Source organism: Tessaracoccus palaemonis, assembly GCF_019316905.1.
GTDB lineage: Bacteria > Actinomycetota > Actinomycetes > Propionibacteriales > Propionibacteriaceae > Arachnia > Arachnia palaemonis.
Window position 1 is genome coordinate 299576 of sequence record NZ_CP079216.1, and the last position, 24814, is coordinate 324389.

The window sequence follows — 24814 nt, forward strand, 5'->3', positions numbered from 1 at the left end:
AGTCGGAGAGTCCCAGGGAGGACGGTGACTACTTCTTGTTGGCGAGCCGTCGGAAGAAGCGCCCAGCGCCGCGGATCGACTTCTGCACCGCGGGCGGGGCCTGCTCGAACTCGCGCGCCGTCTTGCGGGCTGCGAGGGCCTGCCGCTGGTAGTTCTCGTAGGTCCGCCGGAGCTTGCGCCGGACCTTCCCCTTGTACTCGGCGACGGTGGTGCCCGCGTAGCGCGGCAGCTCCTCCCGGAGCTCGTCGTAGGTGTAGGAGGTGGCCTCGCTGGAGGGGGCGAAGATCTCCCGGAGGCCGGAGAAGAGGGTCTCGTACACCGTCATGAGGAAGGCCTCGTCCTTGTGCACGCCCTCGGCCATCGCCTTCTCGAGTGCGGGGACCACCTCGGAGGCCTTCCAGCGCTCGACGGGCAGGGCCCGGTCGCCGTGGCCGACGGACTCGTAGAAGTAGGGGACCTTGAAGTTCCACGACAGGCCGATGGCCGGGATGCTGTACGCGAAGGCGGCGATGGAGGCGTGCAGACGGTAGGCGATCACGCCGTCGCAGGCGCTCAGCTGCGAGTGGAGTTCCTCCGGCGAGTTCACCGTGACGGACACCTTGCTCAGCGGGATCCGCTTCTCCTTGACCAGCGCATCCAGGAAGACCTCGTCGGAGAAGTGACCCGTCGTGAACAGGCGGTAGTCGTACCCCCGCGCCTTGAGGGTTGCGATCACGTCGAGCCAGAAGCGGCGCTGGTCGCTCTCGGAGAACTTGATCCCGTTGTCCTTGAAGATGGTGGCCCGCGTGACGACGAGCCCGATCCGCTTGGCGCCGTCCGCCGGAGCCGGGATCTTCGAGTCGGGGACATTCGAGAAGACCGCGTCGGCGAAGACCGCGGGGTCGGAGACATGCGCGACGGATACGTCGGTCCCCTCCACGTACTTCCGCACCGAATCGATGTCGTCGCGGGTGGTGATCTGGCGGACGACGGGCAGCGCCAGGGCGGCCTTCAGCAGCTGTGACTTGGCGTTGGTTGCGCTGTACGGCTCGACGCCGATGCTGGAGAACAGCACGGGGACGCCGTACTCCTGCGCGAGCTCGATCGTGCGGATCGTGCGCTTGTAGAAGTTCTGGTAGGAGTAGTTGAACAGCGGAGCCCCACCGAAGATGACGACGTCGGCGGCGGAGATCGACTTCCTGGCCGACTCCAGCAGCTTCTCGTCGCCGCTACGGAGGTAGGCCTTGGAGATGATCCCGGCGGCCCGGCTCTCGATCATGAACGCCTCGGGGGAGATACCGAGGTTCTTCATGACGCCTTCGATGAGCGAGATGGCCGACGCCTCGATCAGCTGATCGCCGACGTTGTCCGAGTCCCTGTTCGTCAGCAGCAGGATGCGGATGGGGTCGCCGGGCACGTACTGCTTCAGGCTTGCAGCGGTCATGGGCGCGGCACTCTGTTCAGAACTCACCGCGTCATCCTACAGGCGGGGACGCGGCTCCCCGCCCGTAGGCCTGTCAGTAGGCGGCGCGTCGGTAGGCGTCGTAGGTCCGGCGCAGCTTGCGTCGCACCTTCTCCTTGTAGGCCGCGTCGCTGGTGCCCGCGTAGCGGGGCAGCTCGGTGCGCAGCTGGTCGTAGGAGTAGGCGACGGCCTCGCTGTCGGGGGCGACGATCGACCTGAAGCCGGCGAAGAGGGTCTCGTAGACGCTCAGCAGGAAGGCCTCGTCCTTGTGCACGCCCTCGGCCATCGCCTTCTCCAGTGCGGGGACGACCTCATCGGCGGTCCAGCGCTCGGGGCCGAGGGCCCGGTCGCCGTGCCCCACCGACTCGTAGAAGTAGGGCACCTTGAAGTTCCAGGACAGCCCGATGGACGGGATGCCGTAGGCGAACGACGCGATCGACGCGTGGAGGCGGTAGGCGATCACGCCGTCGCACGCGCTGAGCTGGGCATGGAGTTCCTCGGGGGAGTTGACCGTCAGGGCCGTCTTGGAGACAGGCACCTTGTCCGAGCGGACCATCAGGTCGAGGAGAGCCTCGTCCGCGAAGTGGCCCGTGGTGAAGAGGCGGTAGTCGTAGCCGCGCTTCGTGAGCTGCTCGATGACATCCAGCCAGAACTTCCGCTGGTCAGCGGGCGAGAAGTTGATCCCGTTGTCCTTGAAGATCCCGGCGCGCGTGACGACGAGGCCGATCCGCTTCTGGCGCTGCTTCGCCGGGGCTGGCGAGGGGGCGGCGGCCTTCTGGGCAGGCGTGGCCGGCGCGGGGCGCAGCCGCCGGACGAGCTTCTTGACCCGTGTCGGGACGAGGACCTTCAGGGCGGCCTTGCGGGTCAGCGGCGTGGCGGTGGCCGCGGACTTCGGCTGGGGCGGGGCAGGGCGGAAGACCACGTCGGCGAAGACGGCCGGATCGGACACGTGCGCGATGGCCGTGTCGGTCCCCGCGACGTACTTCTCGAGTGAGCTGATGTCGTCGCGGGTGGTGATCTGCCGGACCGCGGGGAGCGCGAGCGCCTCCTTGAGCGCGAGCGACTTCGGGCTTGACGGGTTGAAGGGCTCGACACCGATGCTGGAGAACAGGATCGGTACGCCGTACTCCTCTGCGAGGAGGATGGTCTCGATCGTGCGGCGGTAGAAGCGCTGGTAGGAGTAGTTGAACAGCGGGGCGCCGCCGAAGACGATGACGTCGGTCTCGGAGATCGTCTTACGGGCGTCGGTCAGCTCCGCGGGGTCGCCGGTGTTCATGTACTTCTTGGGGATGATCGCGGCGGCCCGGCTGTTGATCGAGTAGCCGTTTCTGGGGATGCCGAGGTTCTTCATCACCCCTTGGATCAGCGAGATGGCGGATGCCTCGATGAGCTGATCGCCGACGTTGTCCGAGTCGCGGTTGGTCAGCAGCAGCACGCGGATCTTGTTGCTGGGGGTGCGGGGGCTGTGCTCTGCGACGGGTGCGACAGCTACCGGCTGGAGCGGGGGCTCGGGCTGGACAGGCAGCCCGTCCTCGTACAACCTGCCGTCGAGCAGCGACACCGGCAGCCAGGGCTCGTCGTTGCCGACTGCCTTGTCGCCGACCCTGACACGCATGTCGCCGTCCGCCGCCGGGAAGCGCAGGAAGGCACGACCGTCGGCCACGACCAGGATTGCGGGATGGTCCACGTAACGCGGCTTGCCGGTCAGCCCTTCTGCGATACCGACGGTGGTCTGGATCTCGCCGCTGCCGTCGTGGGTGCCTGCGAGCTCGATCTGGATCTCGCCCTCGCCCGCCAGGCTGGCGGCGACGGGGGCCAGTCGCCTGACGGCCTCGAGTTCGCCGTCGATGAAGATGGTGGCGTTGCCGCTGTCGTTCGAGTAGACGAGCTGCAGCCGTCCGTCGTCGATGAGGATCGCGGCGGGGAGGGCCGCGGTCAGGGTGGTGGAGCGAGGCTGAAGCCTGGAGCTCTGGAAGATGTCCCAGTACCCCGGCGCAAGAGGGTTGCCCATGGCTGCCTCCTGCGGGGCGATCGCTGCGTCGAAGGTCGCGACGGCCCTCTCGGTGCCGTCGCCGGACCCGATGATCTCCAGGGTGGCTTCGGTGGGCGTGGTCCACGCCACCCGTGACTCGCGATGGCGGAGGATCAGGCCGGCGGAGGCGTTCTCCACATGGGAGGTCATGTCCCGCGCCTCCAGTGGGATGGCTGCCCTCAGCTCATCCGACAGTGGGAGGACGAGGCGACCCTCCTCCCGCACATAGGCCGTCGGCGTGCCGTCGGGTCGGGTCCACGAGACGGTGCCGGAGATCTCCAGCTTCCCGTCGTGCCAGCGCATGTCTGTCGCTTCGGGGATCGAGGTGCTGGGCTGATCCTCGGCGCACAGCTGCGCCATCAGCGCAGGCGTCCCGGTGCGCAGGAGGTACGCGCGGGACCGCGCCGAGGGCGCGAGGGTGGGGTCGAAACGGGTGAGGTCGAAGTCATGCTGCAGAGCGCGGCAGTTGTCGAAGATGAACTGGCGGGCTTCGTCGGACCGCTTGTCGAACGACTTGTCGAAGGCGCCGAGCACCCGGTTGACGTACTGGGTGCGCATCAGCTGGTCCCGCTCCTGCGGGGTGTCAGCCGTCGCCTCGACCGTGGCCTCGAGCAGCCTGCGGTACCAGTACCAGTATCCGTCGGCCCACTTGGCGAATGCCGTGTCGGAGCCGCCGCCCTTGGTCATGACCCAGTGGTAGAAGGGGGTCGAGGCGAGCGTGGAGATCACCTCGGCGTGCTTGGCCACAGCCAGGTTGAAGAACTGGTCCTCCCACAGCACGCGGGCGCCCTCGACGAACCGGATGTCGTGTTCCCGCAGGAACGCGGCGCGGTAGAGCTTGTGCGGGTTCAAGGGCAGCAGCGAGTGGGTGTCGGTACGCCCGGCCGCCTGCGCCAGGTCGCCCTTGTACGTGCTGAGGGCCCAGTCGGGCTGGTGCGTGTAGGCCTCCTTGCCGTTCACCACGTCCGAGCTGTTGGCGACCGCATAGTCATAGGCCGCGCGGAGCGCGTCGGGGTAGTACTCGTCGTCATGGTCGCTGAACGCGATGTACTCGCCCAGCGCGGCATCCATGCCGGTGTTGCGGGGCTTGGAGGGCCAGCCGGAGTTGGCGTTGAGGATGACGCGGTAGTTCTCGCGGCCATCGGCGATCGCGTGGAGCCGGTCGGCGGTGTCGTCTGGCGACCCGTCGTCGACGAGGATGACCTCGAAATCGCTCTGGGGGAGGCTCTGAGCATCCAGCGATGCCACCAGCCGGTCCAGCGACTCCTGCGGGGTGCGGTACGTGGGGACGATGACGGAGACCTTCACCCGCTCAGCCTACAGGTGGGAGGCGGAAGGGCCCGCGACCGGCAGGTCACGGGCCCTCAGATCGGGTGGCCGGGTCAGCGGCCCTCGTAGCTGCGGAGCATCCGGTCGATGCCGTGATCCAGGTCCACCAGTGCCTTCCAGCCCAGCGCCTCCAGGGCAGAGCTGTCGAGCCCGAGGAAGGCGCTGCTGTTGTAGGCGCGGTCGTCGGCGTGATCCGGGTTCGAGAAGACCCGCTGCAGGTTCTTCTCCGGGCGGGCCTTCGTGAAGTGCAGGGCGAGGTCGCGGATGCTGACCATCCCGTTCGCGTCGGCCACGTTGTAGGCGCGGTCGGTGCCGAGCAGTAGCGCGGAGAACATGCCCGCGACGGCGTCGGCGACGTAGGTGTAGGTACGCATCGCGGCGCCGTCGCTGTTGAGGACGATGTCCTCGCCGCGCACGACGTTGGCGGCGAAGTCGGCCTGCACGCGGCCGTCGTCGAGCGCCATGCCGGGGCCGTAGATGTGGCCGAAGCGCACGATGCGGGCGTCGAGGTCGTACTGGTGCGCGTAGACCGAGGCGATGGTCTCTGCGGCGCGCTTGCCCTCGGAATAGCTGGCCCGCGGGTTCAGGATGTCGAAGCCGCCGTAGGAGTTCTCCGGGATGAGCCGGACGCCCTCCGGCTGCGCGCCGTAGACCTCCGACGAGCTCATCAGCACGAACCGGCCGGCGCCCTTGGCGACGCACAGGTCGAGCAGGTTGAAGCTGCCGAGCAGGTTGGCCTTGATGGTGGCGACGGGGTCGGAGGCGTGCAGCGCGGGGCGCGCGGCGCTGGCGCCGTGGATGACGACGTCGAGGTCGCCGTCGAGGTCGTGCAGCTGCGTCACGTCGGTGGCGAGGAGCCGGAAGTCGGGCCGGTCGAGGACCGGGCCGAGGATGCGGCGGGCCTTCTCCTCGTTGCGGACCAGCCCGATGACCGTGGTACCCGCATCGCGGGCGTCGTTGAGGCCGAGCAGCGTGTGGACGGCGTAGGAGGGGAGCATGCCGTTGGCTCCGGTCACCAGCACCGTCTTCCCACTGAGCTCATCCCAGGGGAGGTCGCGGCCGATGATCTCGGCGACGTCCTCGCCGATGACGGGGGGAAGGGACTGCATCACATGCCCGCGATCTGCTGGGTCTCCAGCACGTCGAAGTAGGTGCGGCAGACGTAGAAGTCCTCCGCGGTGGTGATCTTGATGTTCGAGCGGGGGCCCTCGACCCGGAACAGCTGACGGCCGTGGGTGGCCATCAGGGTGCAGGAGTCGATCGAGTTGGTCTCGCCCTCCTCGACGGCCAGGTCGTACAGGGCGAGGATCTCGTCGAGATGGAAGGTCTGCGGGGCCTGGGCCGCATAGATGTGGTCGCGCGGGATGACCTCGGTGATGGTCTCGTCGGCGCTGACGGCGACGGTCTCGTTGTTCTTGGTACACGTGATGGCGTTGCCCTTGGTGCGCGCCATCTCGATGTTCTCCGAGATCAGTGCGTCGTTGATGAGGGGACGGACACCGTCGTGCAGCAGCACGATCACGTCGGAGGGGTCCTCCACGTCGGCGGCGATGGCACGCAGCGCCTTGTGGCGGGACTCCTGGCCGGTCTCGCCGCCGTTGACGACCCACTGGCACTTGGTGATCTCGTGCTTGCGGAGCAGCTTCTCGGTGAGATCGCGCCAGTCGGGGTTGGTGGCCAGCACGATGGCGTCGATCTCCGGGTGGTTCTCGAACTTCTCCAGCGTGTGGATCAGGATCGGCTTGCCGTGGATCTCGAGGAACTGCTTCGGCAGCGCCTTGCTGTTCATGCGGGAGCCGATGCCGCCCGCGAAGATGACCGCGATGTTGGTGCTCAACGGACTTCCTTCTGCTCGTCGTCGGTGACCTGGGCGGGGGTGACCGCCACGTCCGCGTGGCGCTCGCGTGCCACGGCCTCGGCCGGGGGCTCGCCGAGGATCAGCCAGTCGATGACCCGGTCCGAGGAACCGGTATCGATGTTATCGAAGTTCTCCGTGCGGAACTGGTCGCCGCGCCACGTCTCGAAGTCCTCGTCGCGGATGGCCGCCAGCAGCTCGTCGAAGCTGTGGCAGACCTTGCCCGGGGCCGTCTCCACGTAGGGGCGGTGGAACCCGCGCACCGACGAGTAGACCTGCTCGTCGTAGGCGAAGAACAGCATGGGGCGCTTCAGCAGGGAGTACTCGTAGATGATCGACGAGTAGTCGGTGATCAGCAGATCAGTGACGAGCAGCAGGTTGTTGCCGTTGCGGTAGCTGGCGACGTCGATGAAGCGGTCGCGCATGTGCTCCGGGATCGGCACCTGGCCGGGGATGAAGTGGTGCATGCGGAACGCCACGACGGTGTCGTCGCCACACAGTTCATACAGCGCGTCGAAGTCGATCTTGTCGTACGGGTACGTCGCCTCCGCCGCGCCGCGACCGCGGAACGTCGGCGCGAAGAGGATGACCTTCTTGCCCTTGAGCTGCGGGAATGCCTCGTAGGCGTCGCGGCGGGCGGCCTCCTGGTCGGCCGGATCGAGGAAGGTGTCGATGCGGGGCAGGCCGGTCGGGATCACCGCCTCCTCCTCGATGCCGAATGCCTCGGAGTAGACGTGCTTCAGGTGCCGGGAGCCGGTGATCGTATACGTGTACTTGCGGTGCGCGTTGGTCAGGCCGGGGGAGCCGAACTTGCCGAAGCGGCTGTAGCCGACGCTCTTGAATCCGCTGCCCGCGTGCCACAGCTGGATGACCTTCGTCTCGGGGCTCAGGTTCAGCCAGCCGAGCGGCGGGAAGTAGTCGTCGAGCAGGATGATGTCGGCCTTGCCCATCTCCTGCAGCAGCTTCACGAAGCCGAGGCTCGTGGCCGTGTGGCGGGTGCGGAAGGAGTAGTGGAAGTCGTAGGTCTTGTCGAGGCCGCGCTCGAGCATCCGGTCGCGCACGGCCAGCAGGTTGCCCTCGATGCCCTCGCGGGCCTCGGAGGCGAACAGGATCCGGGGTCGGCGCACGGTGCCGGGCTTGTCGGTGACGGCGCGCCTGATGCGCTCGGCCTGCAGCGACCGCTCGTAGATGTCCTTGGCCAGCTGACGCTTCTTTGCCGTCGAGGTCCACGACTTGATGGTGGCCTTCGTCCGCCTGACCGGGTGCAGCACGGGGGACAACTTCTTCTTGGCGCCGCCCCCGCGCCCGAAGCTGTAGGCGCGCATCGCGAACAGCGGGCTCTCGCTCTCGGTGATGCCGAAGGAGACGGTGTAGGCGTTCTTGTTGCCGGAGTAGAGGAAGACGCGCGAGTGATCCTCGAGAGCGTCGAGCTCGGCCAGGGGCCAGCGGGCGCCGACCACGGCTCCGGCCTCGGTCCCGTTGTCCAGCCAGGCGTAGAACTTCCAGGTGCCGTTGGGCAGGAACTTGCGGTTCGCGAACGTCGAGAGGCTGATGCGGATGCGGTAGTTGCCTTCGCCGAGGTGTACCCAGTCGACGTCGTGCCCCGTGCTGACGTCGCGGATGAACACGCAAGCCAGTGTCGGCAGGATGCCGGAGTCGGCGGCCTCCTCGTCGTCCTGGTGGCCGGACCTGCGGCCGGAGGCCGCGGCCTCCACGGACTCCTCGTCCGCATCACCGCCTGCGTCGGAGTCCTCGGCCTCCAGATCCGGGTCGGTGCTCTCGTCGGCGTCGTCCTCGCTGATGGGCGCCAACCCCGGACCGCCGACCACGCCCGTCCGCTTCGGTGCTGCGGCAGGTTCGGGCAGGTCGTCGAGCGTGCGTATCCGGTCGGCGGGAAGGACGGGCTGCCGGTTCGTGGGGTCCCAGTCCGGGGCCCAGGTGGCCTTCAGGTCGATGGTGAGGTTGACCCGCTCCCACGTGATCGACGTGACGGTGAACTGGGTGGGCATGGGCTTCCTTTCTCGGCGCGACCGGTCTGCCGCCCCGTGGCCGGCTGGTGCCAGCGGTCCCCATTCTGCCAAATCCGGGCAGCGGGGCCACGCCGCGGGCACGGCCCGTCGGACCCAGGCAGGCTACCAGCCGACTACCAGGGGAGCGTCCGTGCGGAGGTGAACGAGCGCGGGGACCCGTCGACCGGGTCGACGAACTCGAGCCGGTAGGCGAGCAGCCGCAGCGGATCGCTGAAGTCGTCGATGTCGACGGGGGAGATCTCCGGGTAGAGCGGGTCGCCGATCAGCGGGATCCCGAGCTGGTTGAAGTGGGCCCGGATCTGGTGGGTGCGGCCGGTCAGCGGTCGGACCTCGTAGAGGGCGCGGTCGCCGTGGACCTCGAGCAGGTCGATGTCTGTGAAGGAGTTGGGCGGCAGGTCGAGGGTCTCCGCCTGCAGGTGCCCGACCCGCTTGGTGAGGTGCGACTCGACGCGCATCGGGAACCGGAGCGCGGGATCGAACGGGGCGACGGCGCGGTAGGTCTTCGCGACCCGGCGCTCGGCGAACACCGACTGGTAGGGCGCGCGCCACCGCTTCTCCGTCGTCATCAGCAGCACCCCGGCCGTGCCGCGGTCGAGGCGGTGGGTGGCCGACAGCTCCGGCAGGTCGAGGGCCCGCCGCGCCCTGACGACCGCCGACTGCACGACGTGCTTCCCGCGCGGGATGGTGGAGAGGAAGTGCGGCTTGTCGAACACGACGATCCGGTCGTCGCGGTGGAGGACGATCAGCTCGCCCGGGACCTCCGGCTCGTCCCGCAGGGGACGGTGGAACCAGATGAACGTGTGCGGCGTGTACGGCTCGCGCCCGGTGATGGGGCGGCCCTGCTGGTCGACGAAGGTGCCGTCGGCGAGCAGCGCGTCCACGTCGTCGGGGCTGGGCGCGAGCTTGGCGACGAGCCAGTCCCGCATCGTCGGCCAGGGCATCGGATCGTCGGGGTCGCGGTCGGGGGTCCGGACCCACGCGGCCTGCAGGCCGTGCCGGGGCGGCAGCGGCGATCTGGGTGGCATCGGAGACCTCCTGATGGCGGCGAGGGTGGGATTCGAACCCACGGAGAGTTGCCCCTCGGCCGCTTTCAAGGCGGCTGCACTAGTCCACTATGCGACCTCGCCAGTGCGCCGCCATCCTAGCGTGCCGCTCCGCGGGGGCTCCACCGCGGCGGAACCGTCGCCGGTAGGCTTCCGTCATGGGTCGAACCGTCTACGTGATCCCCCCGCGTCCGCCTGTGCGCGCCTTCGCGATCGCCGCCGTCGCCGCTCTGCTCGGGGCCCTTCTACTGGTTGGCGGCCTGATGTGGCACTGGCATGTCGCCGTCGTGATCATCGGTGGCGTGGTTCTCGCCGTGGGAGTCGTCCTCGCGGTCCTGGCGTTCCTGTCCCTTTCCAGGCTGGCCGTGCGCGTCGAGCTCGACGATGACGGGTACCGGATCACCGGCAGCGCCGTCGAGCACACGGGCCGGTGGCTCGACGTGAGCAAGGTCACGCAGTCCGACGAGGGATCGCACGTGACCATCTACCACGGCAACGTGCGGCGCACCCACCTGCTGTTCCCGCGCGGCGACAGCCCCCAGATCGACACTGTGCTGGCCGACGTGAAGGCGCACCTCAAGGCCTCGCGCCGCCTGCCTCAGGCCTGAGGCAGGCGGTCGGGGCGCGAAAGGCTACTCCGCGTCGCCCGTGTAGGCGCAGGCATCGGCGACGGTCTCCGCGCCCTCGCCGTTGCTGGTCGCCGTCTTCGTGGCGGTGGCGGTCTTGCTCTTGGTCGCGGTCGCGGACGAGCTGGTGGAGGGCTTCGCCGACGACGTCTTCTTGGGCGTGATCGCCTTCTTCACGGCCGCCTGCATGGCGTCGAAGTCCGGGTCGGCGTAGGAGTAGCCGTTCTTGCCGTTGGTGAATACCAGCCGGCTGACCGTGGCGTCCTTGACCCGGAAGGCCAGGTCGATGAAGGCGCTCAGATCCTGCTGCGGGATGTCGGTCGTCAGCAGGTCGGCCGAGGCCGCGGCGATCGGCTCGAAGCTCGTCAGCAGCGTCTGTGGATTCGCCTGGGCGATGATCGCGTCCACGAGGCAGGACTGGCGGGCCATGCGGTTGTAGTCGTCGGTGTTGAAGCGGCTGCGGGCGTACCACATGGCCTTGTAGCCGCCGAGCTTCTGGTTCGGGCCGGGGGTGAGGTAGCCGCTGGGCTCGCGATAGGGCTCGTGCGAGCCGCCGATCGCCAATTCCTGGTTGATGTTGACCGTGACGCCACCCATCGCGTCGATGAGCTCCCTGAGCCCGTCGATGTTGAGCATCACGAAGTAGTCCATCTTCAGGCCGGTGATGCCCTCGACGCCCTGCTTCAGGCCCTCCGCGCCCGGGTAGGTCGCGTCCCCGAACAGGTCCGGGTACTGCTTCTCGACGGTCTCCCAGATGCCGTTGACCCAGAAGTCGGACTCGGGTGTACCCCTGAAACCGTCGGGGAACACCGATGCCATCTCGGATCCCTCGGGGAACGGCGTGTACTGCACGTTGCGGGGGATCTGGATGAGCGTGGTGTCGCCCGTGGCGGTGTCGATCGAGGCCACCATGATGGTGTCGGTGCGGATGCCGTAGTCGTCGATCCGGTCCGCTCGGGAGGCATCACCGTCGGCGCCGAGAAGCAGGACGTTGACCCGCTCGATGCCGGCCCACGGGTCGGCCTCCTGGGTGGCGAGGGTCGGGCGGCTGGTGGCCTTCACGTCGCTCGCGTCGGGAAGGACCTGGTTAACCAGGAGATAGGCATCGCGGGCGTAGCGGGCGCCGACGGCCGACGGTGCGGACGCGGTGAACGCCAGCGCGGTCACTACGACGGCGCCGAGGATCTTGCGGCCGCCCCTGGTGCCGGCCGGGCGGGTCACGATGTGGGTCGTGGCGATCAGCCCGACCCACACGACGGCGAAGGCGGCGAGCGCGAAGCTGAGGAACGTCAGGCGGGAGCTGGAGGCGGCGAACTTAGCCAGCGCGACCTGGTTGTTGAGCGCATACCAGCCGCCGACGACGGCGACGACGATCATCAGCAGCGCGACGGTGCCGCCGAGGACCCTGAGCCACGTCCTCCTCGCGCCCAGCAGTCCGGATCCGGGCAGCACCAGCGAGGCGAGGGTCAGGAGGATCGATGCCCGGAGACTGCGTCGGCCGTCGTCCTCGACGGCAGCTGCGTGCTCGGGCGCCAGCCAGGTCGTGTCCGGCGTCGGCAAGGCGGCGGCGTCCGTGGCGGCGATCAGGGCGGCGACGTCGACGGGGCGCTCCTCCGCCTGCTCCTCGACGATCGCCTCGCCCTCCGCCACCTCGGCGTCCGCCTCCACATCGGAGGGGATCGTCGGGCCGACGGGTGCTTCCGGCTCGTCGCGCGTCGCATCGGTGGGGGAGGACTGCGCCTCCCAGGCACCGACGGCCGTGTGGCGACCGAGGTGGATGCCGCGTGCCGGGGTCAGGTCGGGGTCGGGTGCTTCCGGGTTGGCGGTGCCTCCGGCGGAGCGGCTTCCGTTCGCCGGATCCTCGGGGCGCCGGGACTCGGCGCGGAACCAGCTGTCGGCCAGGTCGAGGACGGGGCGGGGTCGGTCGGCCTCATCCACAGAGGGCTCGGAGGACCCGTCGGCCCCTCCCATCGCCGGGTAGCTCGCCTCTGCCGGACTCGGTGCGTCCGGGGGGAGCCCGCGGCGGGGCCGCTGGTGGTCTTCGCTCATCAGTGTCCTCCTGCGCCGATGAGTCTACCCGCGGGCTCGTTTGGCGGCATCCGTCGCGCTCGGCTAGGCTAGAGCGGCACTGGAGGTGTCGCCTAGTACGGTCTATGGCGCCCGCCTGCTAAGCGGGTTTGGGGCTTCAACCCCATCGCGGGTTCAAATCCCGCCACCTCCGCCAGTTGAGACGAGCCCCGGCCATCGGCCGGGGCTCGAGTCATGTGCGGACCTCCGACGGGTGGAGTGCTCAGCCTGCGGCAGGTTCCTCGGCGGTCACCTTGTCGCCGCCCAGGGCCTTCGTGGCCGCATCCACCGTGTCCTTGACGGTCTTGAAGCCCGCGGTGATGACCTCCGAGATCCACTTCTCCGCCGAGTCGGGCAGATCCTTCACGTCGACGGTCACCTTGCCGCCGTCGGTCGGGAACGTGACGATGTATCCGAAGGGGACGTCACGGTCGCGGTAGAGCGGGTCCTTGACGTCCTTGCGAAGGTCGATGACCAGCCCGCCCTTCCGGCGCTCCCACCAGTCGAGGATCATCTTGACACCGGCGACCACGCCGGCGCCGATGAGGATGGCGGTCACCGGCTCGAAGGCCTCCTGGAGGCCGCCGCTCGGCGGCGGCGTCTCGGCCTGGACGGGCACGCCCGTCTTCTCGCTGGCCGCGAGGGCGGCGGCCAGGTCCTCCTCGTCGTCGATCCGGATCGAGAGTCGGATGTCGGTCATGGTGTCTCCCCTTCGTTAGGCGTCCGCGGCGCTGCGGACTGTTGTGCGGCGAGTGCCAGCCTGAACTCCGTCAGGCGTTGTGCGTACGGCTGATGCTCGGGGCGGAGCGCGACGGCGTTGCCCATGTGTCCGACGGCGAGTTCGTAGAGCCACGCCGCCTCCCCGTGGTTCCCCGTCTCGGCGGCGTGGCGGGCCTGCTCGGAGAACGCGACCCCGAGGTTGGCCGCCGCCGCGCTGTTCGTCGGCGCGATCTGTCGAAGCGTGGCGAAGAGCCTGACCGCGACGTCGAGGCGGCCGGTGGCCATGGCGAACAGCCCGAAGTCGTTGTAGGCCGGGGCAGCGAAGAGCGCGCACTCGGGGCACTCCGGCACCGCGTAGACGTCGCCGTCGTAGTGGGGATGCGGGCTGCTGCGCAGCGCCTCCTTGAAGAGGGAGTCGACAAGGTTCAGGAATTCGTTGTCCCCGTCGCCCTGTTCGAGCAGCAGCATGGCGCCGGAGGCGTTCGCCGCGCGTCGGGCGCAACGGGCGAAGTCGGGCAGCTCCATGCGGTCGGTCATGAGCGCGGCGAAGCCGGCGAGCAGGGGGGAGGCGAAGCTCGAGCCGAGCACTCCCGCCGGCTGAACGATCAGCAGGTCCGCGAAGTGGGACTGGACGAAGGTCGGCTGCTTCGACACGGCCTCCTCCATCCCCGTGGTGATCGTCCTCGCCACGAGCTGGAAGCCGACCGCCATGACGCCGGGCACCACCGCCGGGACGTAGACAGCGGTGTCGCTGTTGCCCGTCGAACAGATCACCGAGACCCCGCCGGCCGCCGCCGCACGGGCCGCCAGCCACAGCGGCGAGTGGGGAACGTTGATGATCCTGCGCCAGTCATCGACGTCGAGGTTCTCGGCGGGGTCGTCGACGTCGGGGCGGGCGGCCGAGGGAGTCGCGTCGTCGGCCGCCAGCGCGGGGGAGGCGTCCGCCATGGGGATTCCCAGCCCGAGGCTCAGGTTCACGACGTCGACCCGACGGTCGAGGCAGTCCCGCAGTGCCGCGAGGACGCGGTCGAGGCTGAGGCGCCCGTCGGCCGACGCCGGGTAAAGGAGCAGCTGGGCTTCGGGTGCGACCTGGTGGGTCAGCAGCGCGACGACCGTGCCGTGGGTTGTCCCGGCGTACGGGTCCTGGTCCCAGGCCATTGGGTGCCGCGCGATGGCGGGGAGGGTCGCGTCGAATCCTCCGTCGATGATGGCGATGACCCGACCGGCGCCCCGGCGCCCGAGGCCGTGCGCCGAACGGACCGCCTCCCAGAACTCGCCCCCCATGGGGAGGTCCCAGGAGTCCGTGGCCGGTGCGTAGCGCCCCAGGAGCGCGCCGGTCGCGTCCGCGCCGCCGCCCTCGAGGAGTTGCAACTCCCCGCCCCCACCAGCGTTCATGTCCAGGCTCCCCCTCGAGTCCCAGTCAGTGCACTCAGGGTATTGCGAGGTGGGGTCCTTGCGGCACGTAGGCAGCCGCCGATGCCAGGTGGAGCGTCAGTCCGCGTCGCGCCCGAGGATCAGGTAGGCGAGCGGGAGGATGCCCACCGAGTTCACGACGGTGAGGGCGACGGCCCAGCCGGCCTTGCTGCCCTTGACCTCCTTCTGGGGTCGGTTCACCAGGTCCGCCAGGGCGACGGCGCGCAGGGCCACGTCGGCTCCCGCCAGCGCGGTCAGCGCGAACCTGCCCGCCCGCGACTTCGGGAGATGCCCGTGGTGCTTGTCGTGTCCGATCTCATGATGCATGGCTCAGCATCCTCTCTCGTGTGGTGGAAGCCTAGTTCGGCGGTGGTAGTGCGGCTTGGGGTCGCCTCAGCTGCTGCGCTGCGGGTTGACCTCTCGGATGAAGCTGATCAGGTCGTTGGTGGAGCGGGTCTGGAGCCACACGCGGCCGGGGCCGACGAAGTCGGTGACCAGTCCCTCGCCGCCGAGGATGGTGGACTTCCAGTTGCCGGCCTTCCGGACGGAGTACCTGACGGTCTCGTCGAACGCGACGATGTGCCCGGTGTCGATGGTCATCGTCTCGCCCGGTGCGAGGCTGAACCCGTGGATCGCGCCGTAGGAGGCGAGCAGCACCTCGCCGACCCCCGTGCAGCGGAGGAGGATCAGTCCCGCCCCGGAGAAGAATCCGCGGCCGCCACCCCACTTGGAATCTACCTGGATCGTCGTGTCGGAGGCGATCCACGAGCCCGACTGCACCAGCAGCGCCTGCCGTCCGTCGAGGGTCACCTCGACCATGTCGCCGGGCAGCGCGGCGGCGACGCCGACCTGCCCGCCGGTGCCGGAGTGGAAGTCGTTGACGAAGAAGCTCTCCCCGCCCAGGGATCGCTTGAGGCCGCTCATGAAGCCGCCACGCGTCGAGGTCTCCATGCCGATGTCGCCGCGGGTCATGGCCATGGCGCCGGCCTCGACGCGGACCGCGCCACCCGGAGGAATCGTGATGGTGCCCATCGCGAAGGCGGGACCTGAGGTGATCGAGACGTCCATGGGCTCCCCTGTGTGGTGGACTGGCCTCGACGCTGAGGCCAGCTGGGGGTCACGTTAGCGTGGCCGGGGCTCGACGTCGATGGCGGGTCGGAGACTGTGCATCCGGGCGGCGGCGGGTCGTCGGATAATAGGCTCCCGGCATGGCAGAGACCGACCTCAGCATCCTGCTCCGCGACCTCGACCCCAGCGTCCGGGAGGGGACCTTCGTGTTCGTCGTCTCGGACCGGAACCTGCCCGCGCACGCCCGGATCGTCGAGCGCGAGGGTGCGACGCTGGTCATGGCGAAGTCCGACGCCGACGAGGCCGGCCTCGAGTACGAGGGGCAGTGGGCCTGGCTAACGCTGGAGGTCAACTCGTCGCTCGAGGCCGTCGGGCTGACGGCCGAGGTGGCGACGGCGCTGGCTGAGGCCGGCGTCTCCTGCAACGTGCTGGCCGGCTTCCACCACGACCACCTACTGGTGCCCGCCGACCGCCTGGTCGACGCGATGAGCACCCTCACCCGGCTGAAGAAACCGAGGTCGCGGATGCGGAAGATCCTCTCCGCGCTCGGCTTCTACGACTGAGGCTCAGAACTCCTCCCAGGTCAGCGGGTCCTGACCGGTGGTGCGACCGTCGGGGCGGGCGAGGGTCGCGATCTGGGTCAGGTCGTCGTCGCTCAGCACCAGCGACGTCGCGAGGTTGGCCAGTTGGCGTTCCCGGTTACCGGATTTCGGCAGCGGAAGCACGCCGTGTGCCCGGTGCCACGCCAGGACGACGGCGGCGGGGTCGCTCCCGAGCCGCTCCGCGATGCCGACGATCACCGGCTCCTGCAGCAGCTGGGTGCCCCGCCCGAGCGGCGACCAGCCCTCGGTGATGATGCCGTGGTCGCGGTTCCAGGCGATGGCCTCGAGGTTCGGGAAGTACGGGTGGACCTCGATCTGGTTGACCGACGGCAGGACGCCCGTCTCGGCCAGCAGGGTCTCGAGGTGCTCGGGCTCGAAGTTGCAGACTCCGATGTGCCGGACCAGTCCCGCTTCGCGGGCGTCGATCATGGCGCGCCAGGCCTCGACGTACTTCCCGACCTTCGGGTTGGGCCAGTGGATGAGGTGCAGGTCGAGGTAGCCGAGCCCGGTGCGGAAGACGCTCTCGGCGATGGACTGCGTCGCCGGCTCGTAGGCGTGGTGGCGGCCCGGCAGCTTCGAGGTCACGATCAGTTCCTTGCGCGGCACGCCGGTGCGGCGCACGGCCTCGCCGACGGTCCCCTCGTTCTCGTAGTTGAACGCGGAGTCCAGCAGGCGGTAGCCGACGTCGATGGCGTCGAGGACGGAGCCGACGCCCGCCTCCCCCTTTAGGAGGTAGGTGCCGAAGCCGACCGCGGGGAGGGTGAGCCCGTCGTGGGAGGTGAGGTACGAGGAATCCGTCATGTCGCCAGCCTGCCACCGCCGCGGGGCCCTCCGAGGTTGGTTCGCCGGGCGAGAACGGGGCTGCGACCCCTGGCCTGGACCGCGTTACGCTCGGGTCGACGAGTGGGTCACCCGGCCCGCGGGGGAGGTGCTCAGGCCATGGCGGTCATCACATTCGACGCAGCGGTCGAGCGGATCCAGGACACCGATCTTGTCCGCCTGCCAGGCGAGGCGAGCGCCGAGCTCCCGTCGCGCGGCCAGGTCGCCGTGACCGCGACCGTGGACGGCCGCGACCTCGACACCGTCGTGGAGCCGGACGGACGCCGCGGGCACTGGCTGCGTCTCACCCCGGAGCTTCTCGGGAGCGCGGCGGTCGGTGACCGGGTGGCGGTGACGCTCGCGGTGCGCAGCGACTGGCCCGAGCCCGAGGTGCCCGACGACCTGGCCGCCGCACTCGACGGCGCCCCTGCCGACGTGCAGGCGGTCTGGCAGGACATCACCCCGATGGCCCGGTGGGAGTGGGTCCGGTGGGTGGGCGCCACCCGGAACCCGGCGACCCGGGAGAAGCGCGTCGCGGTGAGCATCTCCAAGCTGGACAACGGCAAGCGTCGCCCGTGCTGCTTCGACCTGTCCTCCTGCACCGACCCGGAGCTGTCGCGCAGCGGCAAGCTCATGACAGGCGAGTAGCTGGACGGGCGGGAAGAGCATCGCTCGGGTGCCCGGTTGGCCGGCGGTCGCACCTAGCGTGGGCGCATGTTCATCCTCATGTCCGTGCACCATCCCCGGCCGGAGCATCGCGGTGCGCTCATCGAGTCGATGCACCGCTACGGAGCGGCGATCCGGGGACGCGAGGGTCTGGTCGCCATCCACACGCTGGAGGACGCAGACTCCGACAGGCTCGTCGGTCTCGCGGTGTTCGCCTCGCGCGACGCCTTCGAGCGGCTCGCCCCCGTCGCACGCGCGGCCGTCTCCGAGGATCCCTTCGACGAGTGGGAGAGCGTCCCCATCGACGGGTTCCGGCTCACGGAGGTGTAGGGGTGGCGTCGGTCAGCTGGTGATGATGCTGATGGCCAGGATGGAGGTCGCGAGCATCGCGCAGCCCAGCTCGACCAGGATCCCGACGCCCAACGCCTTGATCGTGGCCCAGCTGGTCGACGCCGCCTGAGGCAGGTCGCGCAGCCGCCACCACTCGGCGAGCAGCAGGCCGACGGCGAAGCCGATCGGCAGCCCGAAACCGGGCAGCACGAAGACCCCGACGATGCCGACGACGATGCCGACGGTGACGGGCCAGCCAGGCACCTCCCGCTCCCGCAGCGAGCGCCCGGTCAGCAGCCAGCTGCTGCCCGCACCGATGGCGAGCAGCGTCACGGCGAACCCGAAGGCGATCCAACCCCAGCTGGACCCGCCCCACACTGCCCACACGAGGGCGCCCGCGCCGACGAGGAGGCTGCCGGGCAGCACGGGGAAGACGATGCCCACGAGCCCCGCGAGGGCCAGCAGGATGGCGGCGATCGCCACGAGGAACTCCATGGCTCAACCTTACGGACCGCGCCAGCAGCGGACGCAACGACGCCGCCCCGCGCTGAAGCGGGGCGGCGTCGCGTCGGCCGTGCGGCTCAGCGTCGCAACGTGAACTTCACCACGCTGCCGGGGGAGAGGACCTCTCCGGTGGAGAAGTCGATCTCGCCCATGGTGCTCACGTAGAGCTTCCTGCCGCTGACCTCGACGGCCAGCGGGCTGTCGATCTTCACTACCGTGGTGACCTTCTTGCCCTTCACCGCGGCGACCCGGCCGTTGTACAACTCGGTGACGTAGATCGTGCCGTCGGAGCCGAGCGCCAGGTCCGTCGCGCCCAGGAAGCCGGACGCCACCTTGGTGGCCTGACCCGACCGACCGATGCGGTACACCGCCCCGCGCGCTCCGAGCGAATCGTCCTCGGGCCCTCCGGGGAGCACGGTCACGTAGGCGGTGCCCTTCCGGTCCACCTCGACGTCGGTCGGCACCGGCTCGAAGGCGTAGGAGACGCCCGCCAGGCAGGAGAAAGAACCCGCGGGTGCCCCGAACGACTCCTCCAGACCAGTGGCCATGGCGGCCGTGATCTTGACCACCTGCGGCGGCAGCACGGCGTAGGTGGACACCTTGCCGGCGCGGCTGACAGAGAAGATCGCGTTGGCCCCCGCGTCGGCGACGAGCCAGCTGCTCCCGACGTTCGCCACCGCGTACGGGTGGGCGTCGATGATGCCCGGGTAGGTCGCCGCGCCGCCCGTCAGGCCGCCGAGGATCTCCTCGGCGCAGGCGTTGCTCCCGCCCACGATGCCGTAGGTGGACGCGCCGTCGGGGTTGTTCGCCGCCTCGTAGCCAGCGATGTCGGCCACCACGTCCGCCTTGCCGCGTGCGGTGATGGTCAGCCCTGCCTCCGTGTGGTCGCCGTTGGTGAAGGTGTAGGCCAGCGACTTGTTCCTGGCGGACACGTCGACGCCCGCGACGTCATAGCCCGGCTTCGACACGATCGTCTTCCCCGACGTCGTCGTCACCGTGCCGGCCATGCCGTCGGCCACGTAGACCTTCTTCCCGCTGACCGCCAGCCCGAAGGGCGCGGCGACCGCGGTCGTGAGTACCTGGCCCCGCAGGTTGTGGTGGGGTTGTTGGTGCCCCTTGTGCGCCCATGCCGGTTGGGCGACGGCGCCCAGTGCCAGCAGGGCGAGTCCGACGGCCGCGGCCGCCGATTTTCGCGCTCGTGATCCCATGAGGATTCCTCCCACATCGTCGTGGGGGCACGGATCGGCCCGCGTCCCCCGTCGCGAGCTCGGAATGAGCCCATTGCGACGACGCTAGAGGTCGGAATGGGCACGCCTCGCGCCGACGGGGGTTGGAAATGTTCTCACCGCGGCGACAGGATTCTCACAGAGTCGCGGACGCGACGTCCTTCCTTTCATCGGCGTCGCAGCTGTGCCCTCTCGCTTCGCTTCGAGGCGTTTCGACAGGCCTGTGCTGAGCTTGTCGAAGTGCTCAACGAACCGGTTCCCTGAGCCTGTCGCCGGTTCCCTGAGCACTTCGACAAGCTCAGCACAGGCCTTGATGTCGAAGGGCGCCGAGCGGAGCGAGGCGACTATCTGGGCGGCAGCGTCGTCACCTCGACGGGCGAGACCCGCAGCGTCACGCCGACCTCGCGGCCCAGCTGCTCGGCCAGCTCGGCCTGCAGGACCGCCGCGTCCGGCGGGGATCCCTCGCCGCCCAGCTCGACCGTCACGTCGTCGCTCGTGACCGAGATCCCGTCGACGGAGAACCCCGAGTCGTCACCCAGCCACGTCGCGACCGAACGCTCGGCAGCGCGCACGTCAGAGGCGCCCGAGGTGATGCCCTGCGCGCTGAGAGTCAGCGGGATCATGATCAGGGCGGCGATGACGAGGAACGGCGCGACGGTGACGGCCACCTGGCGGGGCCGGTGCCGGAGCAGCTTCCAGGACGCGAAGCCGGTCACGACGAACGTGAAGGCCGCGGACAGGACGATCGCGACGAAGTTCGTCAGGAACAGCAGCATGGCGCCCGCCGCGTCGGACAGATTGCCCGCGCTGAGGCTGATGCCGACGACCGACAGAGGCGGGACCAGCGCGACGGCGATCGCGACGCCCGCGATCGACGACGACACCCTGGGACTCACCGTCGCCACGGCACCGGCCGCGCCTGCGGCCAGCGCGATGAGCATGTCGAGCGTGTTGGGGTGGATGCGCGACAGGATCTGCGTGTTCGCCGTGTAGCTCACGATCACGGGCGCCCACGACGACAGCGCGAAGGACAACCCGACGGCGGCCGCGACGCCGCCGCAGACCAGGATCAGGGATCCGGTGGCGCGGCGGCCCCAGCCGTTGACGATGGCCCCGGCCAGACCGAGGATCGGCACCATGAGCGGGGCGACGAGCATCGCGCCGATCACCACGGCGGTCGAGTCGGCCAGCACGGCGTAGGTGGCGATCGCGACCGACAGCACGAGCATCGCCCACCAGGAGGCGACCTTCGTCATCAGGGACGGCCGCTCGAAGTACAGCGTCTCCGCCAGTTCCTCGCGCCGCTGCCGTCCGACGTCGACGATCCGGAGCCAGTCCCACAACACGGCGGACACGCTGGCGGTCTGCGGGTCGAGGTCCGAGCCGCGTCGCTCCCGGGCCAGCCCCCAGGCGATCACGAGGATCCCGATGAGCACCAGCGCCACGGCCCCGGCCACGATCGCGGCGTGGCTGAAGGAGTCGGGCATGGTGAAGGCCAGCGCGCCGAACGCGATGAGGACGGCCTCGGCAGCCAGCCGGAAGGGGAGGTCGCCGCGGTGCTTGACGATGGACATGACCGCCGCCATCAGCCCGCGGGCCACGACGTAGGCGCCCAGCACCCCGACGACGAGCGAGAGACTCACCGACGACCCGGCGCCCGCCGCCCAGGTCAGCAGGGCGAGGATCGCCGCGGCCGCCAGCCCGGCGAGGGCGCGGAACAGCGCGAGGACGCGGTTCACCCGCCGCCCGATCCACCGTCGGCCGGTCGCGGCGTAGACGAGGTCCTGCACCCCGAGGAACGCGAGCGCGACGATCACGATCACCTGCGCGACCGACGTCGTCGCCGTGGGGGTGAGGAGGACGGTCAGCCCGGCGAGTACGAACGCGACGGCGCGCAGCGACGACGGGTTGCTGGTGGCCCGGAGGAACTCCCGCCCGGTCAGTCCGCCTGGGACGGGCAGCCTGGCGTCGGGCGGTACGGATGCGGGCGTGGGCATGGGCACATGCTAGGACCGCAGTTCGTCCGGGTCCTTGCGCCGCGCCCCAGGAGGGGAATCGTGGCTGTGTCTCAGGCCGGCAGCGTCGGCCACCCGCTGGTCAGGTAGGCCTCGACGGCGCGGTGCCTAAACGTGTAGCGGCGGCCGCGGTCGATGACCCCGCGGATCGTGTCGAGCCGCTGCGCCGTCGTGCCCGCCTGCGTCCCGGAGGTCAGGCCCAGCCGCTGGGCGATCCGCTTCAGGGTCCGGTCGTCGGGATCGAGCTCCGCCATCGCCTCGACGAACTGGCGCTCCCGGGCGGGGAGCCGCTCCAGGATGCGCTCGACGTGGGCCGCGGCCTCGCGGGACGCGGCCCGCCACCCGGCGGCCGCCTCGGCGGCCGTGATGGTGGCGCCCGTCCCGGCGTACCAGGCCTGCTCGCCGGCGAGCTGGAACAGGAACGGCTCGCCCTTGCAGGCGTCGACGATCGTGACCGCGGCCTCCGGCTCCATGGTGACCCGCGACGTCCCGCCCTCGCCGTCCGGGACTGCCCAGCCGTGCACGACGAACTCCCACAGCGCGGCGGTGAGGTCCTCGTCGCTGATGGCCTCGAGCACGGAGACCTTGAACCGGCGCGCGAACGTGGCGCCGCGTCGGGCGTCGACGGCGTCGGCGAAGTCGGGCAGGCCGGTGAGGTAGACGGCGATCGGGAGCGTTCGCGCGATCCTGACGCCGCCGGGGGCGTCTACCTCGACCTCGTGCACGATGGCGTCGCCCAGGGCGACGAGCAGCTGGGACAGGACGTTCGCGTCGGAGATGTTCTGCATCTCGTCCAGGTGGATGAGGACGACGTTGCCCCGGTCGATGGCCGCCCTTCCGATCTCGAGCAGGAGGTCGAACAGCGCGCGGTACGGCTCCGGGCCGTCGGCTCGGCCCAGGGTCAGCCCCGTGCCCGAGACGGACACCGACTCCACGCGCGCCAGCACCCGCCCGATCCGCGCCTCCCTCCCCGCGGTCAGCCCGGCCGTATCGGCCAGCTGGAGCAGCGCCTCGGCCACCCGCTTGAGAGGGTCGGTCCCCGCGGGGATCCGGAGCTGCGGCGTGACCCAGTCCCCGGCCGCGGCGGCGTCGCGGGCGATGCGCCGGGCGAGCGATGACTTGCCCAGGCCTGGCTCGCCCAGGAAGATCCGGCCGCGCTCGGGGAGACCGGCGATGAGGCGCGGACGCACGACGTCGCGCCAGTCGGACAGGTGCTCGATCCGGCCGGCCCACACCTGGGGGACGGTGTCGGACCCGGGGCTGAACGGGCTGGTGACCGGCGATCTCATGTTGATAACTTTATCGACGGTGCGGGTCGCCGGTAAAGTTATCGGACTCGGCGGGGGCCCGCTGTCGCGGGCGGCCGGCCAGGGTGATAGAACCGTGCAGTCACACAACGAGCCGAGGCTGCCGCCGGGCAGGGCCCGGTCGAGGAGAAGCCATGACTGAAGCCACGGGAACGACCGTCCCGACGAGCTCGAAGGTCGGCGTGTTCTCGCTGACCGCGCTCGTGGTCGGGTCGATGATCGGCGGCGGCGTGTACAGCCTGCCCGGCCGGTTCGCGTCGCAGACCGGCGTCGTCGGCAGCGTGATCGCCTGGGCCGTCGCCTGCACCGGCATGCTGATGCTTGCCCTCGTGTTCCAGTTCCTGGCCGTGGCGCGGCCGAAGCTCGACTCCGGCCTGTACGCCTACGCCAAGCACGGCTTCGGCGACTACGTCGGCTTCCTGTCGGCCATCGGCTACTGGGCCTCGCTGTGCGCGTCGCTGGTGACGTTCTGGATCCTCATCACGTCCACGCTCGGCCTCGCCTTCCCGGCGTTCGGCGAGGGCGACACGGTCCCGTCGCTCCTGCTGGGGTCGGCCGGGCTGTGGCTCTGCGACCTGCTCGTCCGACGGGGCGTGGGCAAGGCCGCCGACCTCAACCGGTTCGTCACCGTCGCCAAGGTCCTGCCGGTGATCGTGTTCATCGTGCTCGTCCTGTTCGCGTTCGACCCGGAGGTCTTCCGGGCGAACCTCCTGGCCGGCGGGGACGCGGCGCCGTTCCCGGAGCAGGTGCGCGCCACGATGCTGTCGACGGTGTTCGTGTTCCTGGGGGTCGAGGCGGCGAGCGTCTTCTCCCGTCACGCGCGCCGACGCGAGGACGTCGGCCGGGCGACCGTGCTCGGGTTCGTCGGCGTCGCCGCCGTGTTCGCGTCGGTGACCATCGTGTCCTACGGGGTGCTGCCCCGGGAGGAGATCGCCGCGCTGCCGCAGCCGTCCATGGCGGGGGTGCTGGCCTCGGCTGTCGGGCCGTGGGCCGGGGTCTTCGTGTCCGTCGCGCTCTGCGTCTCGGTGCTCGGCGCCTACCTCGCCCTGGTGCTGACCGCGTCGGAGACGCTGTACGCCGCCGCGGCCGACGGCGACATGCCCCGGTTCCTGGCGAAGGTGTCGCGGCGGGACGTGCCGACCCGCGGCCTGGCGCTGACCAGCGTGTTCGTCCAGATCCTGCTGGTGGTCGCACTGTTCGCGCAGAACACGCTCGACTTCGCGATCGAGGGCACCGCGACCCTCGCCCTGATCCCCTTCTTCCTCGTCGCCGCCTATGCGCTGATGGTGCTGCTGGACCGTCGCGCGCGGATGCCCCGACAGGGTCGGCTGCTGGCGGTGGCCGTGATCGCGACGGCGTACGCCGTCGGCCTGGTCTTCGCGGCGGGGTTCACGCAGCTGCTGCTGTCGTGCGTGGTGTTCGCCCCTGCCACCGTCCTGTTCGCGATGACGCGGCGAGAGCAGCACCGTCGCACGTTCACGCCGTTCGAGTGGGCCGTGTTCGGTGTGGTCGTCGTGGCCGCGGTCGCCGTCGTCGTCGGGCTGGCGGCAGGCTGGCTGACCCTCTGAGCTGTTCGCGCGGCGACGGAGTGCGCCCGTTCCAGGCGCGAATGCCTCCGCGGGGAGTGTCCAGTGGGCTGCCGAGGGCTGTTGACCGATGCGGAGTTGGCGCCTGACCTCGACAGCCGCGGCAGCTGGGAAACAAGGAAGCCGCCGACCGGT

The 24814-nt window shown here is 69.8% G+C and carries 21 protein-coding genes and 2 tRNA genes; 6 read left to right on the top strand and 17 right to left on the bottom strand.

Translation table 11 applies throughout. The features are described from left to right. Positions 1-28: 28 nt before the first annotated feature. The 7 genes from KDB89_RS01255 to KDB89_RS01285 form a co-directional block, all read right to left on the bottom strand. Complete coding sequence (locus KDB89_RS01255; RefSeq protein ID WP_219082770.1) at positions 29-1423, bottom strand: polysaccharide pyruvyl transferase family protein; 1395 nt, start codon at positions 1421-1423, stop codon at positions 29-31. A gap of 73 nt (positions 1424-1496) precedes the next feature. Continuing rightward, the gene (locus KDB89_RS01260) at positions 1497-4781 is read right to left on the bottom strand and encodes a glycosyltransferase (RefSeq protein WP_219082771.1); all 3285 of its coding nucleotides are present in this window, start codon (positions 4779-4781) and stop codon (positions 1497-1499) included. Positions 4782-4855: 74 nt separating this feature from the next. After that, positions 4856-5911 carry an NAD-dependent epimerase/dehydratase family protein gene (locus tag KDB89_RS01265; protein ID WP_219082774.1) on the bottom strand — a complete coding sequence of 352 codons (1056 nt, stop codon included), beginning with the start codon at positions 5909-5911 and terminating at the stop codon, positions 4856-4858. Next, a complete protein-coding gene (locus KDB89_RS01270) occupies positions 5911-6639 on the bottom strand; it encodes an IspD/TarI family cytidylyltransferase (RefSeq protein WP_219082775.1) in 729 nt (242 codons plus the stop codon). The genes KDB89_RS01265 and KDB89_RS01270 overlap by 1 nt, the downstream gene beginning before the upstream one ends. After that, positions 6636-8666, bottom strand: coding sequence for a CDP-glycerol glycerophosphotransferase family protein (locus KDB89_RS01275; RefSeq protein WP_219082777.1), 2031 nt, complete (start codon positions 8664-8666; stop codon positions 6636-6638). The genes KDB89_RS01270 and KDB89_RS01275 overlap by 4 nt, the downstream gene beginning before the upstream one ends. 134 nt (positions 8667-8800) lie before the next feature. Beyond that, positions 8801-9613, bottom strand: coding sequence for a pseudouridine synthase (locus KDB89_RS01280; RefSeq protein WP_219084156.1), 813 nt, complete (start codon positions 9611-9613; stop codon positions 8801-8803). 113 nt (positions 9614-9726) lie between these two features. Beyond that, positions 9727-9814 (bottom strand) — tRNA-Ser (locus KDB89_RS01285). Between the two features lie 74 nt (positions 9815-9888). Between KDB89_RS01285 and KDB89_RS01290 the strand changes: the two genes are divergently transcribed. Beyond that, positions 9889-10338: a hypothetical protein gene (locus KDB89_RS01290; protein ID WP_219082779.1), complete on the top strand. Its 450-nt coding sequence runs from the start codon at positions 9889-9891 to the stop codon at positions 10336-10338. A 24-nt stretch (positions 10339-10362) separates the two neighbouring features. Here the strand turns inward: KDB89_RS01290 and KDB89_RS01295 are convergent, their stop codons facing one another. Next, entirely contained in the window at positions 10363-12405 is a 2043-nt protein-coding gene (locus KDB89_RS01295) for an LCP family protein (RefSeq protein WP_219082781.1), read from the bottom strand. A gap of 81 nt (positions 12406-12486) precedes the next feature. Here KDB89_RS01295 and KDB89_RS01300 point away from each other — a divergent pair. Continuing rightward, positions 12487-12580: transfer RNA gene (locus KDB89_RS01300), tRNA-Ser, on the top strand. A 66-nt stretch (positions 12581-12646) separates the two neighbouring features. Here KDB89_RS01300 and KDB89_RS01305 read toward each other — a convergent pair. From KDB89_RS01305 to KDB89_RS01320, 4 genes are all read right to left on the bottom strand, one after another. Then, entirely contained in the window at positions 12647-13123 is a 477-nt protein-coding gene (locus KDB89_RS01305) for a hypothetical protein (protein WP_219082783.1), read from the bottom strand. After that, positions 13120-14538: a S8/S53 family peptidase gene (locus KDB89_RS01310; RefSeq protein ID WP_219082784.1), complete on the bottom strand. Its 1419-nt coding sequence runs from the start codon at positions 14536-14538 to the stop codon at positions 13120-13122. Before KDB89_RS01310 ends, KDB89_RS01305 begins: the two co-directional genes overlap by 4 nt. Before the next feature lie 96 nt (positions 14539-14634). Further along, on the bottom strand, positions 14635-14883 hold the full coding sequence (locus tag KDB89_RS01315) for a PLD nuclease N-terminal domain-containing protein (RefSeq protein WP_219082786.1): 249 nt from the start codon (positions 14881-14883) through the stop codon (positions 14635-14637). Positions 14884-14949: 66 nt separating this feature from the next. After that, a complete protein-coding gene (locus tag KDB89_RS01320; RefSeq protein WP_219082788.1) occupies positions 14950-15624 on the bottom strand; it encodes a TIGR00266 family protein in 675 nt (224 codons plus the stop codon). A gap of 140 nt (positions 15625-15764) precedes the next feature. Here KDB89_RS01320 and KDB89_RS01325 point away from each other — a divergent pair, with 140 nt between their 5' ends. Beyond that, positions 15765-16187, top strand: a complete 423-nt coding sequence (locus KDB89_RS01325) for an ACT domain-containing protein (RefSeq protein WP_219082789.1) — start codon at positions 15765-15767, stop codon at positions 16185-16187. A 3-nt stretch (positions 16188-16190) separates the two neighbouring features. Here KDB89_RS01325 and KDB89_RS01330 read toward each other — a convergent pair whose 3' ends face one another. Further along, the gene (locus KDB89_RS01330) at positions 16191-17027 is read right to left on the bottom strand and encodes an aldo/keto reductase (protein ID WP_219082791.1); all 837 of its coding nucleotides are present in this window, start codon (positions 17025-17027) and stop codon (positions 16191-16193) included. Between the two features lie 138 nt (positions 17028-17165). Between KDB89_RS01330 and KDB89_RS01335 the strand changes: the two genes are divergently transcribed. Further along, positions 17166-17693: a YdeI/OmpD-associated family protein gene (locus KDB89_RS01335; RefSeq protein ID WP_219082793.1), complete on the top strand. Its 528-nt coding sequence runs from the start codon at positions 17166-17168 to the stop codon at positions 17691-17693. A gap of 66 nt (positions 17694-17759) precedes the next feature. After that, complete coding sequence (locus KDB89_RS01340) at positions 17760-18041, top strand: hypothetical protein (protein ID WP_219082795.1); 282 nt, start codon at positions 17760-17762, stop codon at positions 18039-18041. Between the two features lie 12 nt (positions 18042-18053). Here KDB89_RS01340 and KDB89_RS01345 read toward each other — a convergent pair whose 3' ends face one another. The 4 genes from KDB89_RS01345 to KDB89_RS01360 all read right to left on the bottom strand — a co-directional run bounded on the left by KDB89_RS01345 (position 18054) and on the right by KDB89_RS01360 (position 23075). Further along, the gene (locus KDB89_RS01345; protein ID WP_219082797.1) at positions 18054-18536 is read right to left on the bottom strand and encodes a DUF456 domain-containing protein; all 483 of its coding nucleotides are present in this window, start codon (positions 18534-18536) and stop codon (positions 18054-18056) included. A gap of 86 nt (positions 18537-18622) precedes the next feature. After that, positions 18623-19753 carry a ScyD/ScyE family protein gene (locus KDB89_RS01350; protein WP_219082799.1) on the bottom strand — a complete coding sequence of 377 codons (1131 nt, stop codon included), beginning with the start codon at positions 19751-19753 and terminating at the stop codon, positions 18623-18625. 362 nt (positions 19754-20115) lie between these two features. Continuing rightward, on the bottom strand, positions 20116-21768 hold the full coding sequence (locus tag KDB89_RS01355; protein ID WP_219082801.1) for a DUF389 domain-containing protein: 1653 nt from the start codon (positions 21766-21768) through the stop codon (positions 20116-20118). A gap of 71 nt (positions 21769-21839) precedes the next feature. Next, positions 21840-23075: an ATP-binding protein gene (locus KDB89_RS01360; protein ID WP_219082803.1), complete on the bottom strand. Its 1236-nt coding sequence runs from the start codon at positions 23073-23075 to the stop codon at positions 21840-21842. 152 nt (positions 23076-23227) lie between these two features. On the opposite strand from KDB89_RS01360, the gene KDB89_RS01365 reads away from it, so the two are divergent. Beyond that, positions 23228-24661, top strand: a complete 1434-nt coding sequence (locus tag KDB89_RS01365; RefSeq protein ID WP_219082804.1) for a basic amino acid/polyamine antiporter — start codon at positions 23228-23230, stop codon at positions 24659-24661. Positions 24662-24814: the final 153 nt, after the last annotated feature.

Excerpts from the sequence above, each read along its gene's own strand:
- KDB89_RS01255 (WP_219082770.1), bottom strand. The coding sequence starts at position 1,423 with ATGACCGCTGCAAGCCTGAAGCAGTACGTGCCCGGCGACCCCATCCGC.
- KDB89_RS01265 (WP_219082774.1), bottom strand. The coding sequence starts at position 5,911 with ATGCAGTCCCTTCCCCCCGTCATCGGCGAGGACGTCGCCGAGATCATC.
- KDB89_RS01275 (WP_219082777.1), bottom strand. The coding sequence starts at position 8,666 with ATGCCCACCCAGTTCACCGTCACGTCGATCACGTGGGAGCGGGTCAAC.
- KDB89_RS01280 (WP_219084156.1), bottom strand. The coding sequence starts at position 9,613 with ATGCGGGACTGGCTCGTCGCCAAGCTCGCGCCCAGCCCCGACGACGTG.
- KDB89_RS01290 (WP_219082779.1), top strand. The coding sequence starts at position 9,889 with ATGGGTCGAACCGTCTACGTGATCCCCCCGCGTCCGCCTGTGCGCGCC.
- KDB89_RS01295 (WP_219082781.1), bottom strand. The coding sequence starts at position 12,405 with ATGAGCGAAGACCACCAGCGGCCCCGCCGCGGGCTCCCCCCGGACGCA.
- KDB89_RS01305 (WP_219082783.1), bottom strand. The coding sequence starts at position 13,123 with ATGACCGACATCCGACTCTCGATCCGGATCGACGACGAGGAGGACCTG.
- KDB89_RS01310 (WP_219082784.1), bottom strand. The coding sequence starts at position 14,538 with ATGAACGCTGGTGGGGGCGGGGAGTTGCAACTCCTCGAGGGCGGCGGC.
- KDB89_RS01315 (WP_219082786.1), bottom strand. The coding sequence starts at position 14,883 with ATGCATCATGAGATCGGACACGACAAGCACCACGGGCATCTCCCGAAG.
- KDB89_RS01320 (WP_219082788.1), bottom strand. The coding sequence starts at position 15,624 with ATGGACGTCTCGATCACCTCAGGTCCCGCCTTCGCGATGGGCACCATC.
- KDB89_RS01325 (WP_219082789.1), top strand. The coding sequence starts at position 15,765 with ATGGCAGAGACCGACCTCAGCATCCTGCTCCGCGACCTCGACCCCAGC.
- KDB89_RS01330 (WP_219082791.1), bottom strand. The coding sequence starts at position 17,027 with ATGACGGATTCCTCGTACCTCACCTCCCACGACGGGCTCACCCTCCCC.
- KDB89_RS01335 (WP_219082793.1), top strand. The coding sequence starts at position 17,166 with ATGGCGGTCATCACATTCGACGCAGCGGTCGAGCGGATCCAGGACACC.
- KDB89_RS01340 (WP_219082795.1), top strand. The coding sequence starts at position 17,760 with ATGTTCATCCTCATGTCCGTGCACCATCCCCGGCCGGAGCATCGCGGT.
- KDB89_RS01345 (WP_219082797.1), bottom strand. The coding sequence starts at position 18,536 with ATGGAGTTCCTCGTGGCGATCGCCGCCATCCTGCTGGCCCTCGCGGGG.
- KDB89_RS01350 (WP_219082799.1), bottom strand. The coding sequence starts at position 19,753 with ATGGGATCACGAGCGCGAAAATCGGCGGCCGCGGCCGTCGGACTCGCC.
- KDB89_RS01355 (WP_219082801.1), bottom strand. The coding sequence starts at position 21,768 with ATGCCCACGCCCGCATCCGTACCGCCCGACGCCAGGCTGCCCGTCCCA.
- KDB89_RS01360 (WP_219082803.1), bottom strand. The coding sequence starts at position 23,075 with ATGAGATCGCCGGTCACCAGCCCGTTCAGCCCCGGGTCCGACACCGTC.
- KDB89_RS01365 (WP_219082804.1), top strand. The coding sequence starts at position 23,228 with ATGACTGAAGCCACGGGAACGACCGTCCCGACGAGCTCGAAGGTCGGC.